This window comes from Bradyrhizobium sp. ISRA436 (genome assembly GCF_029910015.1).
GTDB lineage: Bacteria > Pseudomonadota > Alphaproteobacteria > Rhizobiales > Xanthobacteraceae > Bradyrhizobium.
The window spans coordinates 4,781,796-4,803,352 of the sequence record NZ_CP094519.1 but is presented as its reverse complement, the minus strand read 5'-3'; the positions used below and the strand labels follow the sequence as shown (position 1 = coordinate 4,803,352).

20 protein-coding genes are annotated in these 21,557 nt (G+C 64.0%); 8 read left to right on the top strand and 12 right to left on the bottom strand.

Annotation, left to right across the window (positions count from 1 at the left end; genetic code table 11):
* The first annotated feature begins 180 nt into the window (after positions 1 to 180).
* Positions 181 to 675 (top strand): septal ring lytic transglycosylase RlpA family protein, encoded by a 495-nt coding sequence (locus tag MTX23_RS22700; RefSeq protein WP_348637502.1) that lies wholly within the window; start codon positions 181 to 183, stop codon positions 673 to 675.
* A 99-nt stretch (positions 676 to 774) separates the two neighbouring features.
* Here MTX23_RS22700 and MTX23_RS22695 read toward each other — a convergent pair whose 3' ends face one another.
* The 10 genes from MTX23_RS22695 to MTX23_RS22650 all read right to left on the bottom strand — a co-directional run bounded on the left by MTX23_RS22695 (position 775) and on the right by MTX23_RS22650 (position 12,883).
* The gene (locus MTX23_RS22695; protein WP_280972413.1) at positions 775 to 1,743 is read right to left on the bottom strand and encodes a zinc-binding dehydrogenase; all 969 of its coding nucleotides are present in this window, start codon (positions 1,741 to 1,743) and stop codon (positions 775 to 777) included.
* Between the two features lie 38 nt (positions 1,744 to 1,781).
* A complete protein-coding gene (locus MTX23_RS22690; RefSeq protein WP_280972412.1) occupies positions 1,782 to 2,777 on the bottom strand; it encodes a nitronate monooxygenase family protein in 996 nt (331 codons plus the stop codon).
* Positions 2,778 to 3,019: 242 nt separating this feature from the next.
* Positions 3,020 to 3,454: a CBS domain-containing protein gene (locus tag MTX23_RS22685; RefSeq protein ID WP_280972411.1), complete on the bottom strand. Its 435-nt coding sequence runs from the start codon at positions 3,452 to 3,454 to the stop codon at positions 3,020 to 3,022.
* Positions 3,455 to 3,721: 267 nt separating this feature from the next.
* A complete protein-coding gene (gene oxlT, locus MTX23_RS22680) occupies positions 3,722 to 5,038 on the bottom strand; it encodes an oxalate/formate MFS antiporter (protein ID WP_280972410.1) in 1,317 nt (438 codons plus the stop codon).
* 243 nt (positions 5,039 to 5,281) lie between these two features.
* A complete protein-coding gene (gene oxlT / locus MTX23_RS22675) occupies positions 5,282 to 6,571 on the bottom strand; it encodes an oxalate/formate MFS antiporter (RefSeq protein WP_280972409.1) in 1,290 nt (429 codons plus the stop codon).
* 253 nt (positions 6,572 to 6,824) lie between these two features.
* Complete coding sequence (locus MTX23_RS22670; protein WP_201456021.1) at positions 6,825 to 6,962, bottom strand: hypothetical protein; 138 nt, start codon at positions 6,960 to 6,962, stop codon at positions 6,825 to 6,827.
* A 502-nt stretch (positions 6,963 to 7,464) separates the two neighbouring features.
* Positions 7,465 to 8,610 carry an MFS transporter gene (locus MTX23_RS22665; RefSeq protein WP_280978151.1) on the bottom strand — a complete coding sequence of 382 codons (1,146 nt, stop codon included), beginning with the start codon at positions 8,608 to 8,610 and terminating at the stop codon, positions 7,465 to 7,467.
* A gap of 339 nt (positions 8,611 to 8,949) precedes the next feature.
* Complete coding sequence (gene frc, locus MTX23_RS22660) at positions 8,950 to 10,227, bottom strand: formyl-CoA transferase (RefSeq protein ID WP_280972408.1); 1,278 nt, start codon at positions 10,225 to 10,227, stop codon at positions 8,950 to 8,952.
* Positions 10,228 to 10,383: 156 nt separating this feature from the next.
* Complete coding sequence (oxc, locus tag MTX23_RS22655; protein ID WP_280972407.1) at positions 10,384 to 12,114, bottom strand: oxalyl-CoA decarboxylase; 1,731 nt, start codon at positions 12,112 to 12,114, stop codon at positions 10,384 to 10,386.
* Positions 12,115 to 12,187: 73 nt separating this feature from the next.
* Positions 12,188 to 12,883: a GntR family transcriptional regulator gene (locus MTX23_RS22650; RefSeq protein WP_066503314.1), complete on the bottom strand. Its 696-nt coding sequence runs from the start codon at positions 12,881 to 12,883 to the stop codon at positions 12,188 to 12,190.
* A 215-nt stretch (positions 12,884 to 13,098) separates the two neighbouring features.
* Between MTX23_RS22650 and MTX23_RS22645 the strand changes: the two genes are divergently transcribed.
* From MTX23_RS22645 to MTX23_RS22635, 3 genes are all read left to right on the top strand, one after another.
* Positions 13,099 to 15,228 (top strand): acetate--CoA ligase family protein, encoded by a 2,130-nt coding sequence (locus MTX23_RS22645; RefSeq protein ID WP_280972406.1) that lies wholly within the window; start codon positions 13,099 to 13,101, stop codon positions 15,226 to 15,228.
* A 186-nt stretch (positions 15,229 to 15,414) separates the two neighbouring features.
* Positions 15,415 to 15,801 carry a DUF1236 domain-containing protein gene (locus MTX23_RS22640; RefSeq protein WP_280972405.1) on the top strand — a complete coding sequence of 129 codons (387 nt, stop codon included), beginning with the start codon at positions 15,415 to 15,417 and terminating at the stop codon, positions 15,799 to 15,801.
* Positions 15,802 to 16,017: 216 nt separating this feature from the next.
* A complete protein-coding gene (locus MTX23_RS22635; protein ID WP_280972404.1) occupies positions 16,018 to 17,079 on the top strand; it encodes a 2-dehydropantoate 2-reductase in 1,062 nt (353 codons plus the stop codon).
* A 127-nt stretch (positions 17,080 to 17,206) separates the two neighbouring features.
* Here MTX23_RS22635 and MTX23_RS22630 read toward each other — a convergent pair whose 3' ends face one another.
* Both MTX23_RS22630 and MTX23_RS22625 read right to left on the bottom strand, forming a co-directional pair.
* Positions 17,207 to 17,809, bottom strand: coding sequence for a thiamine pyrophosphate-dependent enzyme (locus MTX23_RS22630; protein WP_280972403.1), 603 nt, complete (start codon positions 17,807 to 17,809; stop codon positions 17,207 to 17,209).
* 8 nt (positions 17,810 to 17,817) lie between these two features.
* Positions 17,818 to 18,381 carry a thiamine pyrophosphate-binding protein gene (locus tag MTX23_RS22625; RefSeq protein WP_280972402.1) on the bottom strand — a complete coding sequence of 188 codons (564 nt, stop codon included), beginning with the start codon at positions 18,379 to 18,381 and terminating at the stop codon, positions 17,818 to 17,820.
* Between the two features lie 172 nt (positions 18,382 to 18,553).
* On the opposite strand from MTX23_RS22625, the gene MTX23_RS22620 reads away from it, so the two are divergent.
* From MTX23_RS22620 to MTX23_RS22605, 4 genes are all read left to right on the top strand, one after another.
* Entirely contained in the window at positions 18,554 to 18,778 is a 225-nt protein-coding gene (locus tag MTX23_RS22620) for a hypothetical protein (RefSeq protein WP_280972401.1), read from the top strand.
* A 4-nt stretch (positions 18,779 to 18,782) separates the two neighbouring features.
* A complete protein-coding gene (locus MTX23_RS22615) occupies positions 18,783 to 19,679 on the top strand; it encodes an amidohydrolase family protein (RefSeq protein WP_280972400.1) in 897 nt (298 codons plus the stop codon).
* 15 nt (positions 19,680 to 19,694) lie between these two features.
* Positions 19,695 to 20,744: a hydroxyacid dehydrogenase gene (locus MTX23_RS22610; protein ID WP_280972399.1), complete on the top strand. Its 1,050-nt coding sequence runs from the start codon at positions 19,695 to 19,697 to the stop codon at positions 20,742 to 20,744.
* Positions 20,745 to 21,329: 585 nt separating this feature from the next.
* Positions 21,330 to 21,545, top strand: a complete 216-nt coding sequence (locus MTX23_RS22605; protein WP_280972398.1) for a hypothetical protein — start codon at positions 21,330 to 21,332, stop codon at positions 21,543 to 21,545.
* Positions 21,546 to 21,557 lie beyond the last annotated feature (12 nt).

Genomic DNA, 21,557 nt, shown 5'->3' with positions numbered 1-21,557 from the left:
TTAGTCGGTGAGAACTAAAAACACTGCGTGGGACCTCCCCGGTTCCCACAACGGTTCCATCGCCGGCATCGGCACGAATCCGCAAAACATTGGCACGAGCTCGTAAACGCCTCCGCGTTCGCTTGACCATGTTTTGCGGCATCGGGAACCGAACGATCGAAATCAATCAGTCAAGGAGTTATGATGTTGTTCGGCTCGAGCGCCGCAATTTGCGGCGCCGTGGTTGCGCTTGCCATGTCTGTTACCACTGCTCGAAGTGAAACCAGTACGGTTCATTCAAGCGCCGTCGTCATTGCCGCTGCTGGGGATGCCATCGTCGGCGCAGCATCCATGTACAATCCGTTCCGGTCCGGATGGCGGGAGGGCGGCCCAAGCACAGCCTCTGGCGAGCGCTATGATCCCTCCGGCTGGGCGGCTGCCATCAAGACGAGTTTGCGTCAGAAATTTGGCGGGGTGCAATTTGGCGCAAGGCCGAAATATGCCCTCGTTGAGGCTGTGGGCAAGAAGGTCATCGTCAAGATAAATGATGTGGGGCCACTCACGCCGGGGCGCATCATTGACCTCAATGAGCGGACGATGCGCCTTTTCGATCCAAGCCTGCAGCTCGGAGTCATTCACGGCGTAAGAGTTAGTCCGCTTTCAGGAGACTATTGGATCCCCGGACCGGTCGGCTGAACGTCGTAGCCGAAAGAGCAAGAGCGCAGCCTTCCTGGCTAGCGCTTAGGGCGGGTTAGCGCAGCGTAATGCGCCCTGCTGCTCATCCGCGCAACGCCGCTACAGCGTCACCACGATCTTGCCGAGGTGCTTGTTCGCTTCCATGTGCTCGAATGCCTTGCCGATGTCGGCGAACTTGTAGACCTTGTCGATCGGAAGCTGCAGCTTGCGCGCCTCCACCGCGGGCCAGATGTCCTTCCTGACCTCGTCGAAGATCTCGCGGATCTCCTCGATCGTGCGGGTGCGGAAGGTGACGCCGATATAGTGGATGCGGCGCGCCGCATGCAGGTCGAAGTTGAAGTCGGCGTGGGTGCCGCCGAGCCGGCCGACATTGACGATGCGGCCCTTGATCCTGGTCGCCGCCAGGTTCTGGTTCGCGACTTTGCCGGAGACCTGGTCGACGATCAGGTCGACGCCCTGGCCGTCGGTCGTCTTCAGCACCTGATCGACCCAGGCAGGATCGGAGGAATCGATCGCGAGATGGGCGCCGAACTCCTTCAGCCGTCCGCGGCGCATTGCATCAGTTGAGGATCCCACCACGAGCTTGGCGCCCTTCAGCTTGGCGATCTGCATCGCCATCAGCCCGACGCCGGAGCTCGCGCCCTGGATCAACACGGTCTGGCCCGGTTGCAGCGCGCCGTTGGTGACGACGGCGTTGTGCATGGTCGCGAGCGCGACGGGGAGGGTGGCGGCTTCGTCGAAGTTCATGTTCGACGGGGCGCGGAACAGCCGCCCGTGATCGGCCAGCGTGTACTCGGCAAACGCCGCGCCGCCCGATCCCATGATCCGGTCGCCGACCTTGACGCCCTTGGCATCGGGACCGAGCTCGGCAACCTCGCCGGCCCATTCCATGCCGAGCACGGTGCCGACGCCGCCGGCCGCGCCATGGGCATGGCCCTTGGTCATGCCGAGATCGGCGCGGTTAAGCCCACAGGCGTGGACCTTGACCAGCACCTGCGTGCCCTTCGGTGTGGGCTTGGCGACGTCGGTGATTTCGGGGCCGTTGGCTCCGTAGACATAGGCTTTCATGGCTCTTCTCTTTCTTCGGTAGAGGATGAGCGAGGCCGCTATTCCGCCGCCTGGCGCTTGGCGCCGGACATCATGCCTTCGAGCCTTTCGGCGATGATCGCCTCCGCCTCGCGCACGATGCGCGAGATGAGCTCGGCGCAGGACGGGATGTCGTGGATCAGGCCCTGCACCTGGCCAGCCGACCAGATGCCTTCATCGGCATCGCCTGTCGCGTAGACCATCTTGCCGCGGGCGCCGGCGACGAGCTCGCGGACATCCTCGAACTTGGCGCCTTGCTTCTCCATCTGCACGACCTTGGTCGAGATCGCATTCTTGGCGACGCGCGAGGTGTTGCGCATGGTGCGGAAGATCAGCTCAGTCTCGCGCTCGTCGTTGGCGACGATGCGCTCCTTCACGAGCTGATGGATCGGGCTTTCCTTGGTGCACATGAAGCGCGTGCCCATGTTGATGCCGTCGGCGCCGAGCGCGAGCGCGGCGACCAGGCCGCGGGCATCGCCGAAGCCGCCCGAGGCGATCATCGGGATCTTCACCTTGTCGGCAGCGGCCGGGATCAGGATCAGGCCGGGGGTATCGTCCTCGCCGGGGTGGCCGGCGCATTCAAAGCCGTCGATCGAGATCGCATCGACCCCCATGCGCTCGGCGGATAGTGCGTGGCGAACGCTGGTGCATTTGTGCAGCACCTTGACGCCGTGCTTCTTGAACTCGTCGACATGCTCCTGCGGCTTGTTGCCGGCGGTCTCGACGATTTTGATGCCGCTTTCGATGATGGCCTGGCGATACTCGGCGTAAGGCGGCGGCTTGATCGCGGGCAGGATGGTGAGGTTCACGCCGAACGGCTTGTCGGTCATCTCGCGGCAACGCGCGATTTCCTTGCGCAGGTCGTCCGGTGTCGGCTGGGTCAGCGCCGTGATCATGCCGAGCGCGCCGGCATTGGCGACGGCCGCCACCAGTTCCGCGCGCCCGACCCATTGCATGCCGCCCTGCACGATCGGGTGGTCGACGCCGAACATCTCGGTGAAGCGTGTGGTGATCATTCTGCCCTCGTTTCCACTGGAATTTTCCGTGACGCGGACGGCCGCGCACAGTTGTTATGGATGTCGAGCGGCAGGATGCAGTCCTATCAGGCAAATGTCTACCGGGCAGGGGCGGCGGGCCCATGCGGAATTGGGAGGCTCGCGCACGGGCTCAGGCGCGGGACGCGCTGACGGTTCGATGCATCTGCGCAAGCGCCAACGATCAATCACGTCGCATACGGCGCAACACGCGTGCGATGATCTCAGGCCGGCACGGCCTGCCGCACCGAGGTCGTCGCGTGCTCGTCAAACGCGGCCGAGATGTCGCGCATGCTGACGACGCCGATCAGGCTGTAATTGTCGATCACAGGCACGTGGCGGATATGGTGCTTGTTCATCAGATGACGGACGTGATCGAGCGTATCCGTCGAGCTGCAGGACACGAGCTGCTGCACGGCGACGAATTGCGACACCCGCATGCCGGCGCCGGCTGCGCCGTGCGTGGCGATCGCGCGCACCACGTCGCGCTCGGTGAACATGCCGACGGCGGTGTTGCCCTCGGTGCGGACGACATCCTTCACCACGAGCGCGCTGATATTGCTGGTGCGCATCAGTTGCGCGGCGATCGCCACGGTCTCGTTCATGCGAACCGTTGCAACGCGGGCGGTCTTCTTGCGCAGGATATCTCCGACTTGCATGGCAACCTCCTTGGGGTCATCAACGGCGCGAGTCTGGTATACATAATGCCAAATGTCAACAGGGCGATGGTGCTGTTCCACGACGAAAATATGCCTGAAATAGGTAGGTTATCTGACGTTTACGCCGATTGTCGCCGCAGATAGTCGAAGCGGGAAATCTCGTCAAATCGATCTCTTGCATTTGGTATGCCTGAGATCGTGAGGTCAAAAGAAAAAGAAAGAGGCGCACCGAAGTGCGCCTCTTTTGACTCAGCCTGCGATGCCGGATCAGGCCGTCTTGGCGGTGGCCGCCGTCGCGGCCTCGGCGGCGGCCTCGTTGCCAAGGATGAAGGCGCGCCGTAGCGGCTTGATCACGAACACGGCCATCAGCGCGGCGGTGGCATTCAGCGCGACCGCAATCACGAACACCGCATGCCAGCCATAGCTGGTGGCGACGATGCTGGCAGCCGGCACCAGCAGCGACGCCGTGCCCTTCGCCGTGTAGAGCATGCCGTTGTTGGTGGTGGCGAACTTCGCGCCGAAGGTGTCGCCGCAGGTTGCCGGAAACAGCGAATAGATCTCGCCGAACACGCCGAAATAAACCGCGGTCGCCAGCACGAACACCAGCGGATGATGGCCCCAGGTCGAGAGCGTCAGCAGCATCAGCGCGCCGGTACCGAAGGCAATGAACATCGTGTGCTCGCGGCCGATAGTGTCGGAGACCCAGCCGAAGAACGGACGTCCGAAGCCGTCGAAGATGCGGTCGAGCGAGATCGCGAAGGTCAGCGCCGCCATCTGGAAGCCGGCGAGGGTGACCGGCGTGGTGGCGATCTTGTAGTCGTGCGCGATCGGCGCGATCTGTGCCGCCGCCATCAGGCCGCCGGCCGCGACCATCACGAACACCAGATACATGATCCAGAAGATCGGGCTGCGCAGCACCTGCGGCGGCGTGAAGTCGATCTTGGTCTGCGGCAGGTTGAGCTGCTTCTTCTTCGGCGGGATCGCCACCGCAGGCGGGCGGATGAAGAAGGCAAGCACGAACACGACTAAACCTTGTCCAATGCCGAAATTGAAGAATGCGGACTGGTAGCCGCTCGCGGCGATCATCTTGGCGATCGGCACCACGGTGAGCGCGGCGCCTGCGCCGAAACCGGCTGCCGTCGCACCCGCGGCGAGGCCGCGGCGATCCGGAAACCATTTCAGCGCATTGCCGACGCAGGTGCCGTAGACCGAACCCGCGCCGATGCCGCCGAACACGGCGGCGATGTAGAGCAGGGTGAGTGAATCGGCGTAGGAGTTCAGCACCCAGGCCGTCGCAATCATGATACCGCCGAACATGATGACAAGACGCGGGCCGTATTTGTCGACGAACCAGGCTTCGATCGGCACCAGCCATGTCTCGGTCACCACGAAGATGGTGAAGGCGAGCTGGATCGCCGCGCGGCCCCAGTGATGCGCGCCGTCAATCGGATCGACGAACAGCGTCCAGCCGTACTGGAGGTTCGCGATCATCGCCATGCAGACGATGCCCATGATAAGTTGCAGCCAGCGGAAGCCGCTGGCCGAAGGTTGTGCTTGCGTGACAGCTGTATTGCTGGAAACCATCAAGTCCTCCCGAACGCGCTCTAGTTCTTGTGACCGAGTGTCGCAATTCTTGTGGCTTATTGTCACAAGCCATCGACCGATGTTGGTATACTATATCCCAGAAAGCAAGCTTATCCTTAGGTTGCAGCGCAGCAAAATTGGCATGCAAGGCGCCCCCGGTTTCCGTATCCCGCTGACCTCAGCAAAACAAAAACGCCCGGCGTCCTGCCGGGCGTTTTCGTCGGTTGGAGATGCGCTTGACGCTTACGCCGTCGACTTCGCCACCACGATCTTGCGCCAGGGCTTGAGCACCGCGATCGCGAGCAAGGACGCGAGAATGTTGGCGCCGGCGGCGGTGATGAAGACGTTGTCCCAATGACCGGACGACTGCTGCATGTAGTTGGCGATCGGCACCAGCAGCGCGGCGGTGCCCTTCGCGGTGTAGAGCAGGCCCGCATTGGTGGTCGCGAACTTGGCGCCGAACGTGTCGGTGCAGGTCGAGGGAAACAGCGAATAGATCTCACCCCAGGCGAAGAATACGAAGCCGGACAGAATCACGAACCACACCGGATCGTGGCCGAGCATGTGGAGCGCCCAGATGCCGAGGCCTTCCATGCCGAAGGCGATGAACATCGTGTTCTCGCGGCCGATCATGTCGGAGATCCAGCCGAAGAACGGTCGCGTCAGGCCATTGAGGATGCGGTCGATGGTTGCGGCGAAGGTCACCGCCGTCATGGTCATGCCGACCAGGGTCACCGGAATGTTGTCGACCTTCCAGTCCACCGCGATCGGCTTCAGGTTCGCCGTCACCATCAGGCCGCCGGCGCCGACGATCACGAACATGAAGTACATCAGCCAGAAGATCGGCTGCCGCAGCACTTCGGTCGGCTGGTAGTTGCGCCGGGTCTGGACCAGGTTGGCGTTCTGCGTCACCTGCGGCACCTGCCCGGCCTTCGGCGCGAGCAGGAAGAAGGCGAGCAGCACGATGACGATGCCCTGCCCGAGACCGAAATAGAGGAAGGTGGTCTGAAAGCCGGAGTCCTTGATCATCGCCTGGATCGGCGCGACCGTCAGCGCCGAACCCGCGCCGAAGCCTGCTGCAGTAATCCCTGCGGCGAGGCCGCGCTTGTCGGGAAACCATTTCAGCGCATTGCCGACGCAGGTGCCGTAGACGCCGCCGGCACCGATGCCTGCGATGATCATGCCGAGATAGTAGCCGTTGAGCGTGGTCGCCTGCGCGTTGATCACCCAACCGATGGCGCACAATACGCCGCCGACGAGTACGACGATGCGTGGGCCGTATTTGTCGACGAACCAGCCTTCAACCGGCACCAGCCAGGTCTCGAACAGCACGAACAGGGTGAAGGCCCACTGGATTGAGGCGCGGTCCCATCCGAACTTCTTTTGGATATCGGGGACGAAGAACGTCCACCCGTACTGATAATTTGCGATCATCACCATTGCGGCGACGCCGATCGCAAGTTGCGTCCACCGATAGGTGTCGCTGACGCGCGCGGCCGTAGGGGCCGCAGTTGCCTGAGCCATATCCGACATTGATCCTCCCAACGCGCTTATCGTGATTGTGCTTTTGGCGCGCGGCGGCCATCTTGGTATTCGATATGCCAAGGTTCAAGCTGTCGCAGCGTCAGCGTGCGCTTATGCCGCAGCGTTGCCCGTAGTCGCAGTGGATGGATGGCCCAGCGCAAAAAAAATGGCCCCGGAGATCGGGGCCATTGCACGAAAACTTCGATGTCGGATCAGACGCGCGGCGAGAGCCGTTCGCTCACGCGTGCAAGAGTCCTGCGGCTCAGAGGCCGAAACGCGGCAGGTCACCGTTGCGGTTGGAGATCTCCGCGCTCTTCATCAGGAGGCGGTCGATCGTGGCCAACAGGCGGCCGAGCAGGGTGGTGGACGGCGCGAGCGCGATAGCAGTGGTCTTGGACATTGGTGTCCCCTTTCGGCTTGAGGCCGGCGAGGTGCTGGCTCATCATCTGGGGTCAATCTAGGTATACCAGATGCCAGACGCAACGAGCTTGTTTGCATAGCAGCATTCACGATGTGCATCGCAGCAAAAATCACCTAATTGGGATCCCAGATCGCCCAACGCCAAGGGAACTCGGCCGCGATCCCCTAAGTAGGTCTGCGGGGAGGATGCCGGGCCGTTTCCGAGCCCACGCAAGGCGTGCGTCATGCCGCCTCGTGGTTGTGGCGGTATTCCCGGGTGAACCCGCCATGGCCGTAGGAGCGCCGCAGTCGATGATATGGACGTTCGAGTGCGGATGGAGATTGCCGATCAGCTCCGACAGCAGCGCTTTGTTCTGGTAGACCGACTTCTCGTTCCGCGTGCTGGTGCCCTCGTAATCGTCACCTCGAGCCGGAATGAATTCCTGCCGCACTCGTCGGCGAGCTGAGGCGGCTGCTGATTGCGCAGTTTGCGTGACATCTCCTCAAAGTTCTTGGTCGTTCGCACGCTTGACGATCGTATCGATCGCAAGCAGTCCGGCGAGCGAAAACAGGGCAAAGACAAGACCGCTAAGGAACGTGGCCGCGGGCCCAAGTGCGTCCCACAGCGCGCCCGCGATGACGCTCGAGCAAAGCATCGCGACGCCGCTCAACAGGTTGAAATACCCGTAGGCGGTGCCACGCAGCGAGGCGGGCGAGGTATCAGCGATGAGCGTTGCGAACAGGCCTTGTGTCAGCCCCATGTGCAGGCCCCAAAGGGCTACGCCGAGCGCCAGCCCGCCGAGATTCGCGAGGGTGGCCAGCGTGAGATCGGCGGCAGCGAGGCATACGAGCCCGATTGCGAGCAGGCCGGTGCGATTGATCCGGTCGGACAGCACACCGGCTGGATAGGCCGATAGGGCATAGACGATGTTCATCAGCACCAGCACCGCCGGGACCCACATCGCGTCAAGTCCGACATTTTGTGCGCGCAGGATCAGGAACGCCTCGCTGAAGCGGGCGAGCGTGAATACGACGCCGATCCCGACCACGCGCCAGTAGGGTTTCCCGAGATGCTTGACCGCGGCGAGGCTCAGCGGGTTTTTCGCTCGGCTCTTATTGGTATGACGGCTCGGCTCTTTGACGGCAAGGACGATCAGGGCGAGTGAGAGGAAGGCCGGAATGACGGCAAGCCAGAACACCGCGCGGAAATTATCGGCGCTGGTCCACATCAGGGCGATGGCGAGCAGGGGACCGACGAAGGCGCCGACGGTGTCGAGCGATTGCCGAAGCCCGAAGCTCGCGCCGCGCAATTCGGCGGGCGCGATATCGGCGACGAGCGCGTCGCGTGGCGCGCCGCGTATGCCCTTGCCGACGCGATCGATGAAGCGGGCGGCAATCAGCCAGCCGACGGTCGGCGCCAGCGGAAACACCGGCTTGGTGACGGCGGCAATTCCGTAGCCGATCGCCGCAAGCAGCTTGCGCTTGCCGAGCCAGTCGGACAGCGCGCCCGAAAATATCTTTGTGATCGAGGCGGTCGCTTCCGCGACGCCTTCGATGAAGCCGACCGTCACCATCGAGGTGCCGAGCGCGGTGACAAGATAGACCGGCAGCAGCGCGTGGATCATCTCCGAGGAGATGTCCATCAGCATCGACACGAAGCCCAGCGCCCAGACTCCCGTGGGGATTCGGGCTGGCGGGAAAGGTGAGTTGGGTTCGTCCTTCACCTGCTGCCTCCTTCGGTCGGGCAATAAAAAACCCGCTACGGGCGGGCTCACCATCGTTCCGGCGACAGCAAGAGCGGTCAGCTCGCCTCGGCAGGAGGCGTCAGCCCACAGCCGGCGAGCACCAGCAGATTCTAACGCCGCTTCGCTGAGACATGTAGCATTCAGGCGACGCCAGAAGGAAGCGCAACCAAGGCGTGGTCTGCAACAAAGGCCGCCGGGGGCACCGGCGGCCTTTGTGAATGCTGCGACGAAGCTGAAGCGTGCTTACTCGGCGGCCTGCTTCTGCGGCGGATCGAGCGCGCCGGAATCGTGGATCTCGGCGACCTGGTGATCGGAGAAGCCGAGCACCTCGCGCAGGATCTCGTCGGTGTGCTCGCCGAGCAGCGGCGAGCACTTCACGTCGCTCGGCGAGTCCGACAGCTTGATCGGGTTGCCGACCGAGAGGTACTTGCCGCGGGTCGGATGATCGACCTCGACCACGGTGCCGGTCGCGCGCAGCGACTGATCTTCGGCGAGTTCCTTCATCGACAGGATCGGACCGCAGGGGATGTCGTCCTTGTTCAGGATCTCCATCGCCTCGAACTTGGTCTTTGTCATCGTCCACTGCTCGATGCGGGCGAAGATCTCGTTCAGCCGCGGCAGGCGGGCGGCCGGCTTGGCGTAGTTCGGATCGGTCTTCCAGGTCGGCTCGCCGATCACGTCGCAGATCTTCTCCCAGACCGGCGCCTGGGTGATGAAGTAGATGTAGGCGTTCGGATCGGTCTCCCAGCCCTTGCACTTCAGGATGCGGCCGGGCTGGCCGCCACCGGAATCGTTGCCGGCGCGCGGCACGGCGTCGCCGAACGGGATGCCTTCGCCGAACTGGCTGTACTCCTTCAGCGGACCGTGGGCGAGGCGCTGCTGGTCGCGCAGCTTGACGCGCGACAGGTTCAAGACACCGTCCTGCATCGCCGCGGTGACGCGCTGGCCTTTGCCGGAGTGCGTGCGGTGATAGAGCGCGGTGACGATGCCGAGCGCGAGATGCAAGCCGGTGCCGCTGTCGCCGATCTGCGCGCCGGTCACGAGCGGCAGGCCGTCGCGGAAGCCGGTGGTGGATGCGGCGCCGCCGGTGCACTGCGCGACGTTCTCGTAGACCTTGCAGTCCTCATACGGGCCGGGGCCGAAACCCTTGATCGAGGCGACGATCATCTTCGGGTTGATGCTCTGGATCTTCTCCCAGGAGAAGCCCATGCGGTCGAGCACGCCGGGGCCGAAATTCTCGACCAGCACGTCGCACTTCTTGATCAGCGCGGTCAGCACTTCCTTGCCCTTCGGGTTCTTGGTGTCGAGCGTGATCGAGCGCTTGTTGTGGTTCAGCATGGTGAAATACAGGCTGTCCACGTTCGGGATGTCCTGCAGCTGGCCGCGCGTGATGTCGCCGACGCCGGGACGCTCGACCTTGATCACGTCGGCGCCGAACCAGGCCAGCAACTGCGTGCAGGTCGGGCCCGACTGGACGTGGGTGAAATCGAGAATGCGAACGCCCGTGAGCGCCTTGGTCATAATGTCTGCTCCTTCTACTCTGTTGTCGTCATGCCCGCGAAGGCGGGCATCCAGTAATCACCGTTGGTCAGTTGGGCCGAACCTTCGTCACACGATGGTTCGGCGCTTACTGGATTCCCCGCCTGCGCGGGGAACGACACCGGTGGGTTAGTCGGTTTACTTCTTCTTCAGAACGCTTTGCGGATTGAGGTTGCCGATGCGGCCGCTCTCCGAGCCGGCGGCCGGATCGATCACCGCGTTGATCAGTGTCGGCTTGCCGGAATCCAGCGCGGCGTTGACCGCACGCTTCAGCTCGTCGGGCGAGGTCGCATTGACGCCGACGCCGCCGAAGGCTTCCATCATCTTGTCGTAGCGCGAACCCTTGACGAATACGGTGGTCGCAGGGTCCGAGCTTGCACTGTTGACGTCGGTGCCGCGATAGATGCCGTCATTGTTGAAGATCACGACGCAGATCGGCAGCTTGTAGCGGCAGATGGTCTCGACCTCCATGCCCGAGAAGCCGAAGGCGCTGTCGCCCTCGACCGCGAGCACGGGGTGGCCGGTCTCGATCGCGGCGGCGATCGAATAGCCCATGCCGATGCCCATCACGCCCCAGGTGCCGACGTCGAGCCGCTTGCGCGGTTTATGCATGTCGACCACGCCGCGGGCGAGGTCGAGCGTGTTGGCGCCTTCGTTGACGAAGATGGTGTCTGGACGTTCCGCGATGATGGCGCGCAGCGCGCCGAGCGCACCGTGATAGTCCATCGGCGAGGCGTTGCTCATCAGCTTCGGCGCCATCTTGGCAACGTTCTCGTCGCGCTTGGTCGCGATCTTGCCGACCCAGTCGGCCGGCGCCGCCGGCCAGTTCGCGCCCATGCCCTCGAGCAGCGCCGTGACGCAGGAGCCGATATCGCCGACCACGGGGGCCGCAATCTCGACGTTGGAGTCCATTTCCTTCGGCTCGATGTCGACCTGGATGAACTTCTTCGGGGCGTCGCCCCAGGTCTTGCCCTTGCCGTGCGACAATAGCCAGTTGAGGCGGGCGCCGATCAGCATCACGACGTCGGCGTCCTTCAGCACGGTCGAGCGCGCCGCGCCGGCGCATTGCGGATGCAGGTCGGGCAACAGGCCCTTGGCCATGCTCATCGGCAGGAACGGCACGCCGCTCTTCTCGACCAAGGCCTTGATCTGCTCGTCGGCCTGCGCGTAGGCGGCGCCCTTGCCGAGAATGATCAGCGGCCGCTTCGCACTCTTGAGCACATCGAGCGCGCGCTTGACCGCCGACGGGGAGGGGATCTGCTCGGGTGCGGCGTCGATCACCTTGACCAGCGATTTCTGTCCGGCGTCGGCATTCATCACCTGGGAGAACAGCTTCGCGGGGAGGTCGAGATAGACGCCGCCCGGACGGCCCGACACCGCGGCGCGGATCGCGCGCGCAAGTCCAATGCCGATGTCCTGGGCATGCAGCACGCGGAACGCGGCCTTGCACAGCGGCTTGGCAATCGCGAGCTGGTCCATCTCCTCATAGTCGCCCTGCTGCAGGTCGACGATCTCGCGCTCCGAGGAGCCCGAGATCAGGATCATCGGGAAGCAGTTGGTGGTGGCGTGGGCCAGCGCGGTGAGGCCGTTGAGGAAGCCGGGCGCCGACACCGTGAGGCAGACGCCGGGACGCTTGGTCAGGAAGCCCGCGATCGACGCGGCGTAGCCGGCGTTCTGCTCGTGGCGGAACGACAGCACGCGAATGCCCGCCGCCTGGGCCATGCGGCCCAGGTCCGTGATCGGGATACCCGGCACACCGTAGATGGTGTTGATGCCGTTGAGCTTGAGCGCATCGATGACGAGGTGGAAGCCATCGGTCAATTCTTGCTCGGTGCCCCGTGCCTCGGACTTCGCAGCGGTATTCAGCATCGGCATCGTCTCCCTGATCGTTCTTTTGTTTCGGACGATCTGATGGTCGTCTGAAGCGTGTGGACTTTGAGTGCTACGTAAAGAGTTCTTGGCCGTGTGCCTCGACATAGGCCGCCAGCCCAAGCGTGTGATCGCGCGCACGTTTCTCGGCGAGCTCGGTGTCGCGCGCTTCCAGCGCCTCGATGATCCCGAGATGTTCGGGCAGGGAGGTCGCGGTGCGGTCCTTGCGCCCGATCGTGAGCTGGCGATAGCCGCGCACATGCAGCAGCAGGTCGTTGGTGAGGTCGACCAGCACGGGCGATTCCGATAGCGAGATCAGCGCCTGATGGAATGCGATGTTGGCCTTGGAATATTCCTCCACGTGATCCTGCGGCAGGCGATCGGGGCCGAAATCCCTAAAGAAGTCACGCAGCGCCGTGATGTCCTTCTTGCGCGCGGTGGTCGTGATCAGGCGCGCCGCCATGCTTTCCAGCGCCGCCCAGGCGCGGATCATGTCGACGATCTCCGCCTTGCTGCGGCGGACCACGACGATGCCGCGGCGCGGCACGGTCTTCACGAAACCGTCCTGCTCGAGCATCGCGATCGCCTCGCGGATGGGCGTGCGGCTGACGCCGAGCCGTTCGGACAGCGCGCGCTCGTCGAGCATCACCGGCTCGGGCGTCGCGTAGATGTCCATCTTCAGAATCGCTTCCTTCAAGGCCTCATAGGCCTTGTTCTTGAAGCTCGTCTCCGGAGCGATCCGGACGATGGCGATGTCTGTGTCTGCCATGATAGGCGACGCCTTGGTCTGTTTTGGTTCGGGCACGACTCGTCTCCTCCTCTTGGAGACGTCTTTTTAGCAGAAGAAATTACCTTAGTTTTTGGCATGCCAAATACCAGAATGTCAAGATACCTTTATTTTCGGCGCTTTTGAGCATTCGGCGACCTTGACAATTCCTCCTCTGGCATACCAAATGCCATAAAATTTGTCCCAGGAGGAAGCCAATGTCAAACTCAAAGGATGCGGTCCGCAAAGTTCTCGATGCGGTCAGGGCCGACAAACGCACGAGCCTCACCGCGCCCGAGGGCAAGGTGGTGTGCGACGCCTACGGAATTCCGGTGCCAAAGGAGGGCGTGGCCAAATCCGCGGCCGATGCCGCGCGGATCGCCTCCGAGATGGGGTTCCCGGTCGTGATGAAGATCGTCTCGCCGGACATCCTCCACAAGACCGAGGCCGGCGGCGTCGTGGTCGGCGTCAAGAGCGCCGCGGAGGCCGAGAAGAGCTACGAGACGATTCTCGCCAACGCGAAGAAGTACAAGGCCGACGCCAAGATCGAAGGCGTCCAGGTGCAGCAGATGCTGGGCGGCGGCACCGAGGTCATCGTCGGCTCCATCACCGACGGCTCGTTCGGCAAGCTGGTCGCCTTCGGCCTCGGCGGTGTGCTCGTTGAGGTTCTCAAGGACATCACCTTCCGCCTCGCGCCCGCGACCAGGGAGGACGCGCTGTCGATGCTCGACGGCATCCAGGCGCACGAGATGCTGAAGGGCGTCCGCGGCGGCGATCCCGTCAATCGCGAGGCGCTGGCCGACGTCATCGTCAAGGTCTCGCAGCTCGTCAGCGATTTCCCCGAGATCGTCGAGCTCGACCTCAACCCCGTCTTCGCGACCAAGAAGGACGCGATCGCGGCCGACGTCCGCATCGTCGTCGACTTCAACTACAAGCCGCGTCCGGCGCCCCGTCCGACCGAGGAGATCGTCGCGGCGATGAGCCGTATCATGCAGCCGAAGGGCGTTGCGGTGATCGGCGCCTCCGCCGAGGACGGCAAGATCGGCAACTCCGTGATGAAGAACCTCATCAACGGCGGCTACAAGGGCGAGATCTATCCGATCCATCCCAAGGCGGACGAGATCCTCGGCTACAAGGCCTACAAGAGCGTCAAGGAGGTGCCCGGCGTGATCGACACCGCCGTGTTCGCGATCCCCGCGAAGTTCGTTGCCGGCGCGCTCGCCGAATGCGGCGAGAAGAAAATCCCCGGCGCGGTGCTGATTCCGTCAGGCTTTGCGGAAGCGGGCGCGCCGGAGCTGCAGGCCGAGATCGTCGAGGTCGGCAAGAAGTACAACGTCCGCCTGATGGGGCCGAACATCTACGGCTTCTATTACACGCCGGCCAATCTCTGCGCGACCTTCTGCACCGCCTACGACGTCAAGGGCCACGCGGCGCTGTCGTCGCAGTCCGGCGGCATCGGCATGGCGATCATCGGCTTCTCGCGTTCGGCGAAGATGGGTGTGTCGGCGATCGTCGGCCTCGGCAACAAGTCCGATATCGACGAGGACGATCTGCTTGCCTTCTTCGAGCAGGATCCGAACACCAACCTGATCGCGCAGCACTGCGAGGATTTGAAGGACGGCCGTGCGTTCGCGGAAGCGGCCAAGCGCGTCGCCAAGAAGAAGCCGGTGGTCGTGCTCAAGGCCGGCCGCACCTCGGCCGGTGCGAAAGCGGCCTCGTCGCACACCGGCGCGCTGGCCGGCAACGACAAGATCTACGAGGACATGTTCAAGCAGTCCGGCGTGATCCGCGCCCGCAGCTTGCGGCAGCTGCTCGAATTCGCCCGCGGCGTGCCGGTGCTGCCGACGCCGAAGGGCGAGAACGTGCTGATCATCACCGGCGCTGGCGGCTCGGGCGTGCTGCTCTCCGACTCCGTCGTCGACAATGGCCTGTCGCTGATGCAGATGCCGCCGGATCTCGATGCGGCGTTCCGCAAGTTCATCCCGCCGTTCGGCGCGGCCGGCAATCCCGTCGACATCACCGGCGGCGAGCCGCCGATCACCTACGTCAACACCGTGAAGCTCGGCCTGTCGGACGATCGTATCCACGCGCTGATCCTCGGCTATTGGCACACGATCGTCACGCCGCCGATGGTGTTCGCGCGCAACATGGTCGAGGTGAAGAAGGAGATGGAAGCCAAGGGCTTCGTGAAGCCGATGGTCGCTTCGCTCGCCGGCGACGTCGAGGTCGAGGAGGCCGCGGAGTATCTCTATCAGCACGGCATCCCGGCCTATGCCTATTCGACCGAGCTGCCGGTCGAAGTGCTGGGCGCCAAATACAAATGGGCGCGCGGCGCGGGCCTGCTTTGATACAATTCTGAACGAACGATGAATGCCGCTTCGGACACGTCCGAGGCGGCATTTTTCATTTGTGCTGGAACTGACAGGAATTGCAGTGGAATCGGACTCTGCTCGCGATGTTGCCGATTTGGAACCGGAACGTTCTCATTCCTCCGGAAGTTGACCGGGCGTCTATCAACTCGGAGGAGGAGATTGATGAACAAGCGTCTTGTTGTTTCCATTGTCGCCGCGTCGCTGCTCGCGTCCGGCTCGGCGTTCGCGCAGTCGACCACTGCAGCGGGCGCCGCGAATGGCGCACGGGCCGGCGGCGAAATTGCAGGGCCGGTGGGCGCGATCGTCGGCGGTACGGTAGGCGCCGCGGTCGGCGCCGGCCTCGAGATTCCGAATGCGGTGATCACGTCGATCCCGCGGGACGAGCCGTCAGTCGTGGTGCACGAGCGCGTCGTGGTCGGCGAGCCGCTGCCTGATACGGTCGTGCTGCGCCCGGTGCCGCGTTACACCGAGTACCGCTACGCGGTCGTCAATGATCATCGCGTGATCGTCGACCCGCGCACCCACAGGGTCATCAGGATCATCGACTGATCCGGCGCGATCTATAATTGCGCACAACATCCTCGCGGGCCAATCGCCCGCGAGGATTCGTTTGGTCCGGCCTGTCCATCATTACCGGCATGGCACGGGCACACTTTTGGCATGAAACGACCATTTGGCTGCTAGCCCCGATCCCCTAGACTGAGCTCGAATGGACGGACGCGAGTTTGCGCCCGCCACGGTCGAGAACAGGCAGGGGATGGAAGCATGGGTCGGAAGATCGCGATCGTCGGAGCTGGCGCCGTCGGCGGCTACACCGGAGCGCATATGGTGCAGGCAGGTGAGGATGTCACCTTCATCGATCCATGGCCCGAGCATGTCGAGCACATGAGGAAGCACGGCCTGCGGGTGACGCACGCGATGGACGTCGCGGAATTCTCGGTTCAGGTCCGTGCGCTCCACGTCACCGACGCACAGCAGCTTGCAAAAGAGAAGCCGGTCGACATCGCCTTCGTGTGCATGAAGTCGTACGACACGGCGTGGGCGACCATGCTGATCCGGCAATATCTGGCGCCGGACGGCTATGTCGTTTCGCTGCAGAACTGCATGAACGAGGAGACGATCGCCGGCATCGTCGGCTGGGGCAAGACGCTCGGCTGCATCGCGAGCAGCATCACCGTCAACCTGCCTGACCCCGGCCACATCCACCGCGGCGCCGGCAAGGGCGGGGCGGCGCATACCGTGTTTCGCGCCGGCGAAGTGCACGGCCGCATCACCTCACGCGTCGAAGAAGTCTGTCGGCTGGTCGGCTATTCCGACAGCGCCAAGGTGACGAGCAATCTCTGGGGCGAGCGCTGGTCGAAGCTCGTCGCCAACGTGATGGGCAACGGGCTCTCGGCCTGCACCGGCCTGCCGGGCAGCGAGGTGCTGCAAAGTGAGCCGCTGCGTCGCTTCTCGACGCGGCTCGGCAGCGAGGCGATCCGCGTCGGCCAGGCCTACGGCTATCAGCTGGAGGAGATCCTGCATCTGCCGCCCGAGACGATCGCGCGCGCCGGCGAAGGCGACGAGGCGGCGATGCGCGTCTGCGACGAGCAGCGCTTCAAGGACGCGAAACGCGCCTCGTCCGCGCAGCGCCCCTCGATGGGCCAGGATATGCAGAAGGGCCGGCGTACCGAGATCGAATTCCTCAACGGCTTCGTGGTGCGTGAGGGCGAGAAGCTCGGCCTTGCGTGCCATGCCAACGCCGCGCTGACCGAGATCGTCAAGCGCGTCGAGCGCGGTAAGCTCAGCCCGGATCCGCGGCACATCACGGAACTGCGGATGAACTGACGCAGCGTCTCACCGCCGTCATTGCGAGGAGCAGAGCGACGAAAGCAATCCATCTTTCCACATATGCGGACAGCTGGATTGCTTCGCTTTGCTCGCAATGACGGGCGGAGCTATCGCGGCAGATTGCCTACAGCGGTTGCCTTACCCCCATCCCGTGCATAAAGCGCTCGCGGATCTGGACGGGATCGCGGCGTGTCGTTCCGGTGCCGGGCTTGTCGTCGATGCGGACGCCGATCAGGCTCGGCCCCGAAGCCGTCATCGATTGTTCGATCAGCCGCTCGAAATCGTCTTCGTCGGCGGCCCAGGAGCTGTTGGCAAGGCCGCTTGCCACCGCAACCGCGACGATATCGGTATGGCCGGCGGCCGGCGTCGGCTGGCTGCCTGTGATCTGGTAGATGCCGTTGTCCATCACCACCATGGTGAGGTTCTTTGGCGCCTGCGCCGCGATCGTCGCGAGGCAGCCGAGCTGCATCAAGAGCGAGCCGTCGCCTTCGAGCGCGAACACGCGCCGCTTCGGCTGCGCCAGCGCGACGCCGAGCGCGATCGGGAAGGCGAGGCCCATGCTGCCCAGCATGTAGAAGTTCTGCGGGCGATGGCCGGCGGCCCAGAGGTCGAAATTGGTGTTGCCGATGCCGCCGATCACGGCCTCGTCCTTCAGTTTTGCGACGAGCCGCTGGGTGAGATCGAAGCGGTTCATCACCTTGGTGTTGCGCGCTTGTGTTGCAGTCATGGCTGATCTCACTTGTCGAACACTTTGCCGCCAGTCAAAAGCGGCGAGAGGATCAGCGCCACCGGCGCCTGGGTGGTGACGGCCTGCTTGATCGAGCGGTCGGCGATGAATTCGAGCTCGTCGAGCCGCGTGATGGTGTGATGCTCCAGCGCCAGCGAATCGAGCACGGGGCGCATGGTGCGGCAGACCAGCGCCTGGCCGTAGTTGAACTCGCCGAGCGTGCCGCGCTCGGAGATGAACATGATCAGCGGGATCTGGTAGGGCACCGCGAGCGAGGCCAGCACATTGGCGAGCGTGGCGAAACCCGAGGTCTGCATGAGCACCGCGCCGCGCATCCCGGCCATCCAGGCACCGGAGACGATGCCGACAGCCTCTTCCTCGCGCGCGGTTGGAAACGTCGTGAAATAGGGATCGGCGTGCAGGTTCTTGATCAGCGTGGTCAACACCCGGTCGGGCACGTAGGGGACCAGGCGGATCTCGTTGCGCTTCAGCGTCTCCAGGACGATGCCGTGCCAGGTCGTCGCTGGCGACGCTGGTTTCTGGGCTGAGTTTTGTTCCGCTGATGCGGCCATCCCGTTCTCCCTGATCGCGCGACGCTTCTGGCCGCTTGCGGGGGTGAAAACTTGACGCGGTGCACGGGATTGTCAACATGCCCCGGCCGCAACGCGATCTGCGGATTTCGACGATACCGGCGCCGATCCGGCGTGCGATAGAAACGACAACGATAATGACGGGAGGGCAGGCATGGCCGGGTGGGTCTGGCGAATGGCCATTGCGGCAGCGGCGATGATCGCGGCCGGCATTGCCTCGGCCGAGCTGTTCCCCACCAAGTCAGTTCATATCCAGCGGCTCGGCAAGCTCGGCGCGATTCCGATCGGCAGCACGCCGGCGACATTCGATGCCAAGATCCACGCCGACTATGACAAATGGGGGCCGATCATCAAGGCCGCCGGCATGACGGCGGAGTGAGGCGATGGCCGCGTCAGACATTCCCGCCTGCTTGCCGCCGCGTCCAGTGACGCCGCCGAAGCAGAAGCTGCCGCCAAAGGCCTGCGACACGCATGCCCATGTGTTCGGCCCGGCGGAGCGCTTTCCCTATGCTGCGGATCGCAGCTACACGCCGCCGGACGCGCCGTTGCAGACATATCTCGGCATGCTCGATGCGCTCGGCTTTACCCGCGGCGTGCTGGTGCAGGGCAGTGCGCATGGCCGCGACAATTCGGCGATGCTGGATGCACTGCAGCGCGAGCCCGCGCGTCTGCGCGGCGTTGCGGTGGCTGACGCCGATGTGTCGCCGGGCACGTTGCGACAATGGCACGTGCTGGGTGTGCGCGGCTTGCGCTTCAATCATTTCTTCCGCGGCGGGCAGCTGCATTATCGCGGCGGCATTCCCCTTGGTGTCGCCGCGACGCACGCGGCCGTGATGGCCGAGCTCGGCTGGCACCTGCAGCTCTGGATCGATGTGAAGGATCTGCCCGCGACGATCCCGACGTTGAAGAAGCTGGGTCTGCCCGTCGTGGTCGACCACATGGGCCGCACCGATGCCCGCGTCGGCATCAACAGCGAGGGTTTCCAGAACCTGCTGCGCGCGGTCGATGAGGGCTGGTGCTGGGCCAAACTGTCCGGTGCACACCGCCTGAGCCGAGAGGCGCCCGATTATCCGGATGCGCGGCCGTTTCATGAGGCGCTGGTATCAGCCAATTCCGAACGGCTGGTGTGGGGCGGCGACTGGCCGCATCCGCGGGTGGAGGGCGAGATGCCCGACGCCGGCCATCTGCTCGACCTGTTCCACGAGTGGACGCCGGATGCGGCGACGCGGCAACGCATCCTCGTCGATAATCCCGCAAGACTCTATGGCTTCCCAAACTGAGAGCTGCTCGAAGACATGACCGTCAACAACAAGCGTGTGTTCTACGTCAAATATCTCGCCCACGACATCTACGTCGACATCCTGAAGAAGCGGCCGGACGTGCGGCTCGACCGGCTCGAGAACGAGACGCCGGAGGCGCAGTTCGCGCCGATCCTGGCCGAGGCTCATGCCTACCAGATCGGTGCTGCGCGTGATGAGCTGGCGCCGCACTTCCATGCCCATGCCGAGCTGTTGAAGCGCGCGCCCAATCTCTTGATCGTCTCCTCGAACGGCGCGGGCTTCGATCCCGTCGACGTCGATGCCTGCACCGCAGCCGGCGTGCTGGTGGTCAATCAGTCCGGCGGCAATGCCAACTCGGTCGCCGAGCACGCGCTCGGCATGATGCTGACGCTGTCGAAGCGCATCATCCAGTCCGACCGCCGGCTGCGCCGCGAGGCCAACGTCAACCGCAACGACCTGATCGGCAACGAATTGAAGGAGAAGACCGTCGGCATCGTTGGCCTCGGCAATGTCGGCCGCCGCATCGCCGAGCTGTGCAAGGGCCTGCTGCACATGAAGGTGATCGCCTACGATCCATATCTCACGGCAGAAGAGATGGCGAAGCGGGGCGGGGAAAAGGTCGAGCTCGACGACCTGCTGCGTCGCGCCGACTTCCTCTCGATCTCATGCCCGCTTGCAAAGGACAGCCGCGGCATGATCGGCGCGCGCGAATTCGCGCTGATGCAACCGCACGCCTATTTCGTCACCACCGCGCGCGGCTTCATCCACGACGAGAAAGCGCTGGAGGACGCGCTGCGCGAGAAGCGGATCGCCGGCGCCGGCCTCGACGTCTGGGCCAAGGAACCGCCGCCGCCGGATCATCCGCTGCTGCAGTTCGATAATGTGCTGGCGAGCCCGCACACCGCCGGCGTCACCCGCGAGGCGCGCATGAACATGGGGCGGATCGCCGCCGAGCAGATCCTCGACGCGCTCGACGGCAAGCGGCCGCCGCGCGTCATCAATCCCGAGGTCTGGCCGGTCTACGCCCGGCGGTTCGAGAAGGCGTTCGGGTTCATGCCGGGGTAGGGCGTTGCTCCCACATCGGGACTCCACTCCCTCTCCCGCTTGCGAGGGAGGGCTGGGGTGGGGGTGTCTCCGCGAGCGAGAGCCTTTGCGTGGAGAAAGCCCCCACCCGGATCGCATCTGTCGATGCGATCCGACCTCCCCCGCAAGCGGGAGAGGTGCAGTGCGCGATGCGGCCCAAGCGCCGCCCGAAATCGCGGAGAAAATCTTCGTCGCCGCAGCCTAGATTGCAGCAATAAACCCACTGCCGATCGGCCGTTTCGCGAAGCGTCCGTTGCTATTTTCCCCGAGATATCGACGGCTTAGCCCGATGTCGCCATGTTCCCTCTGTGCCCGGCCGTTCCGGGCGCGGAAGGAAATGCGTCATGCGACAGGTCCAGACATTGCTCCTCACCGCTCCGGCCAAGATCGGCCGCCGCCTTGCGCAGATTGTCGCCATCGCCGCGGCCAGCCTGCCTCAGGCCGGCGCGTAATTTTGCCTGCCGCGATCGGCCGCACGCAGCGGCGCTGAATTAACTCACCCTGATCTCGCGCGAGTGCTAGCATGTGATCCCCCGGGCGCGCTGCCGCTGCAGCAGGGAGGGTTCCATGTCACGTTTTGTCGTTCAATTCATGAAGGACGTGCTCGGCGACAACGGTCGCGAGCGCGAGGTTTGCCAAGGGGCGCTCGAAATCGACGCGTCGACCGAAGACCAGGCGACGGAAATGGCCAAGCGCAAATTCTGTGAGCAACAGGCGCTGTGCGACTGGTCGCTCCATGCCGACCGCATTCGGATCGAAGCGGCCGACCTCCACCTGAGTTGACCTTGCCGCGCC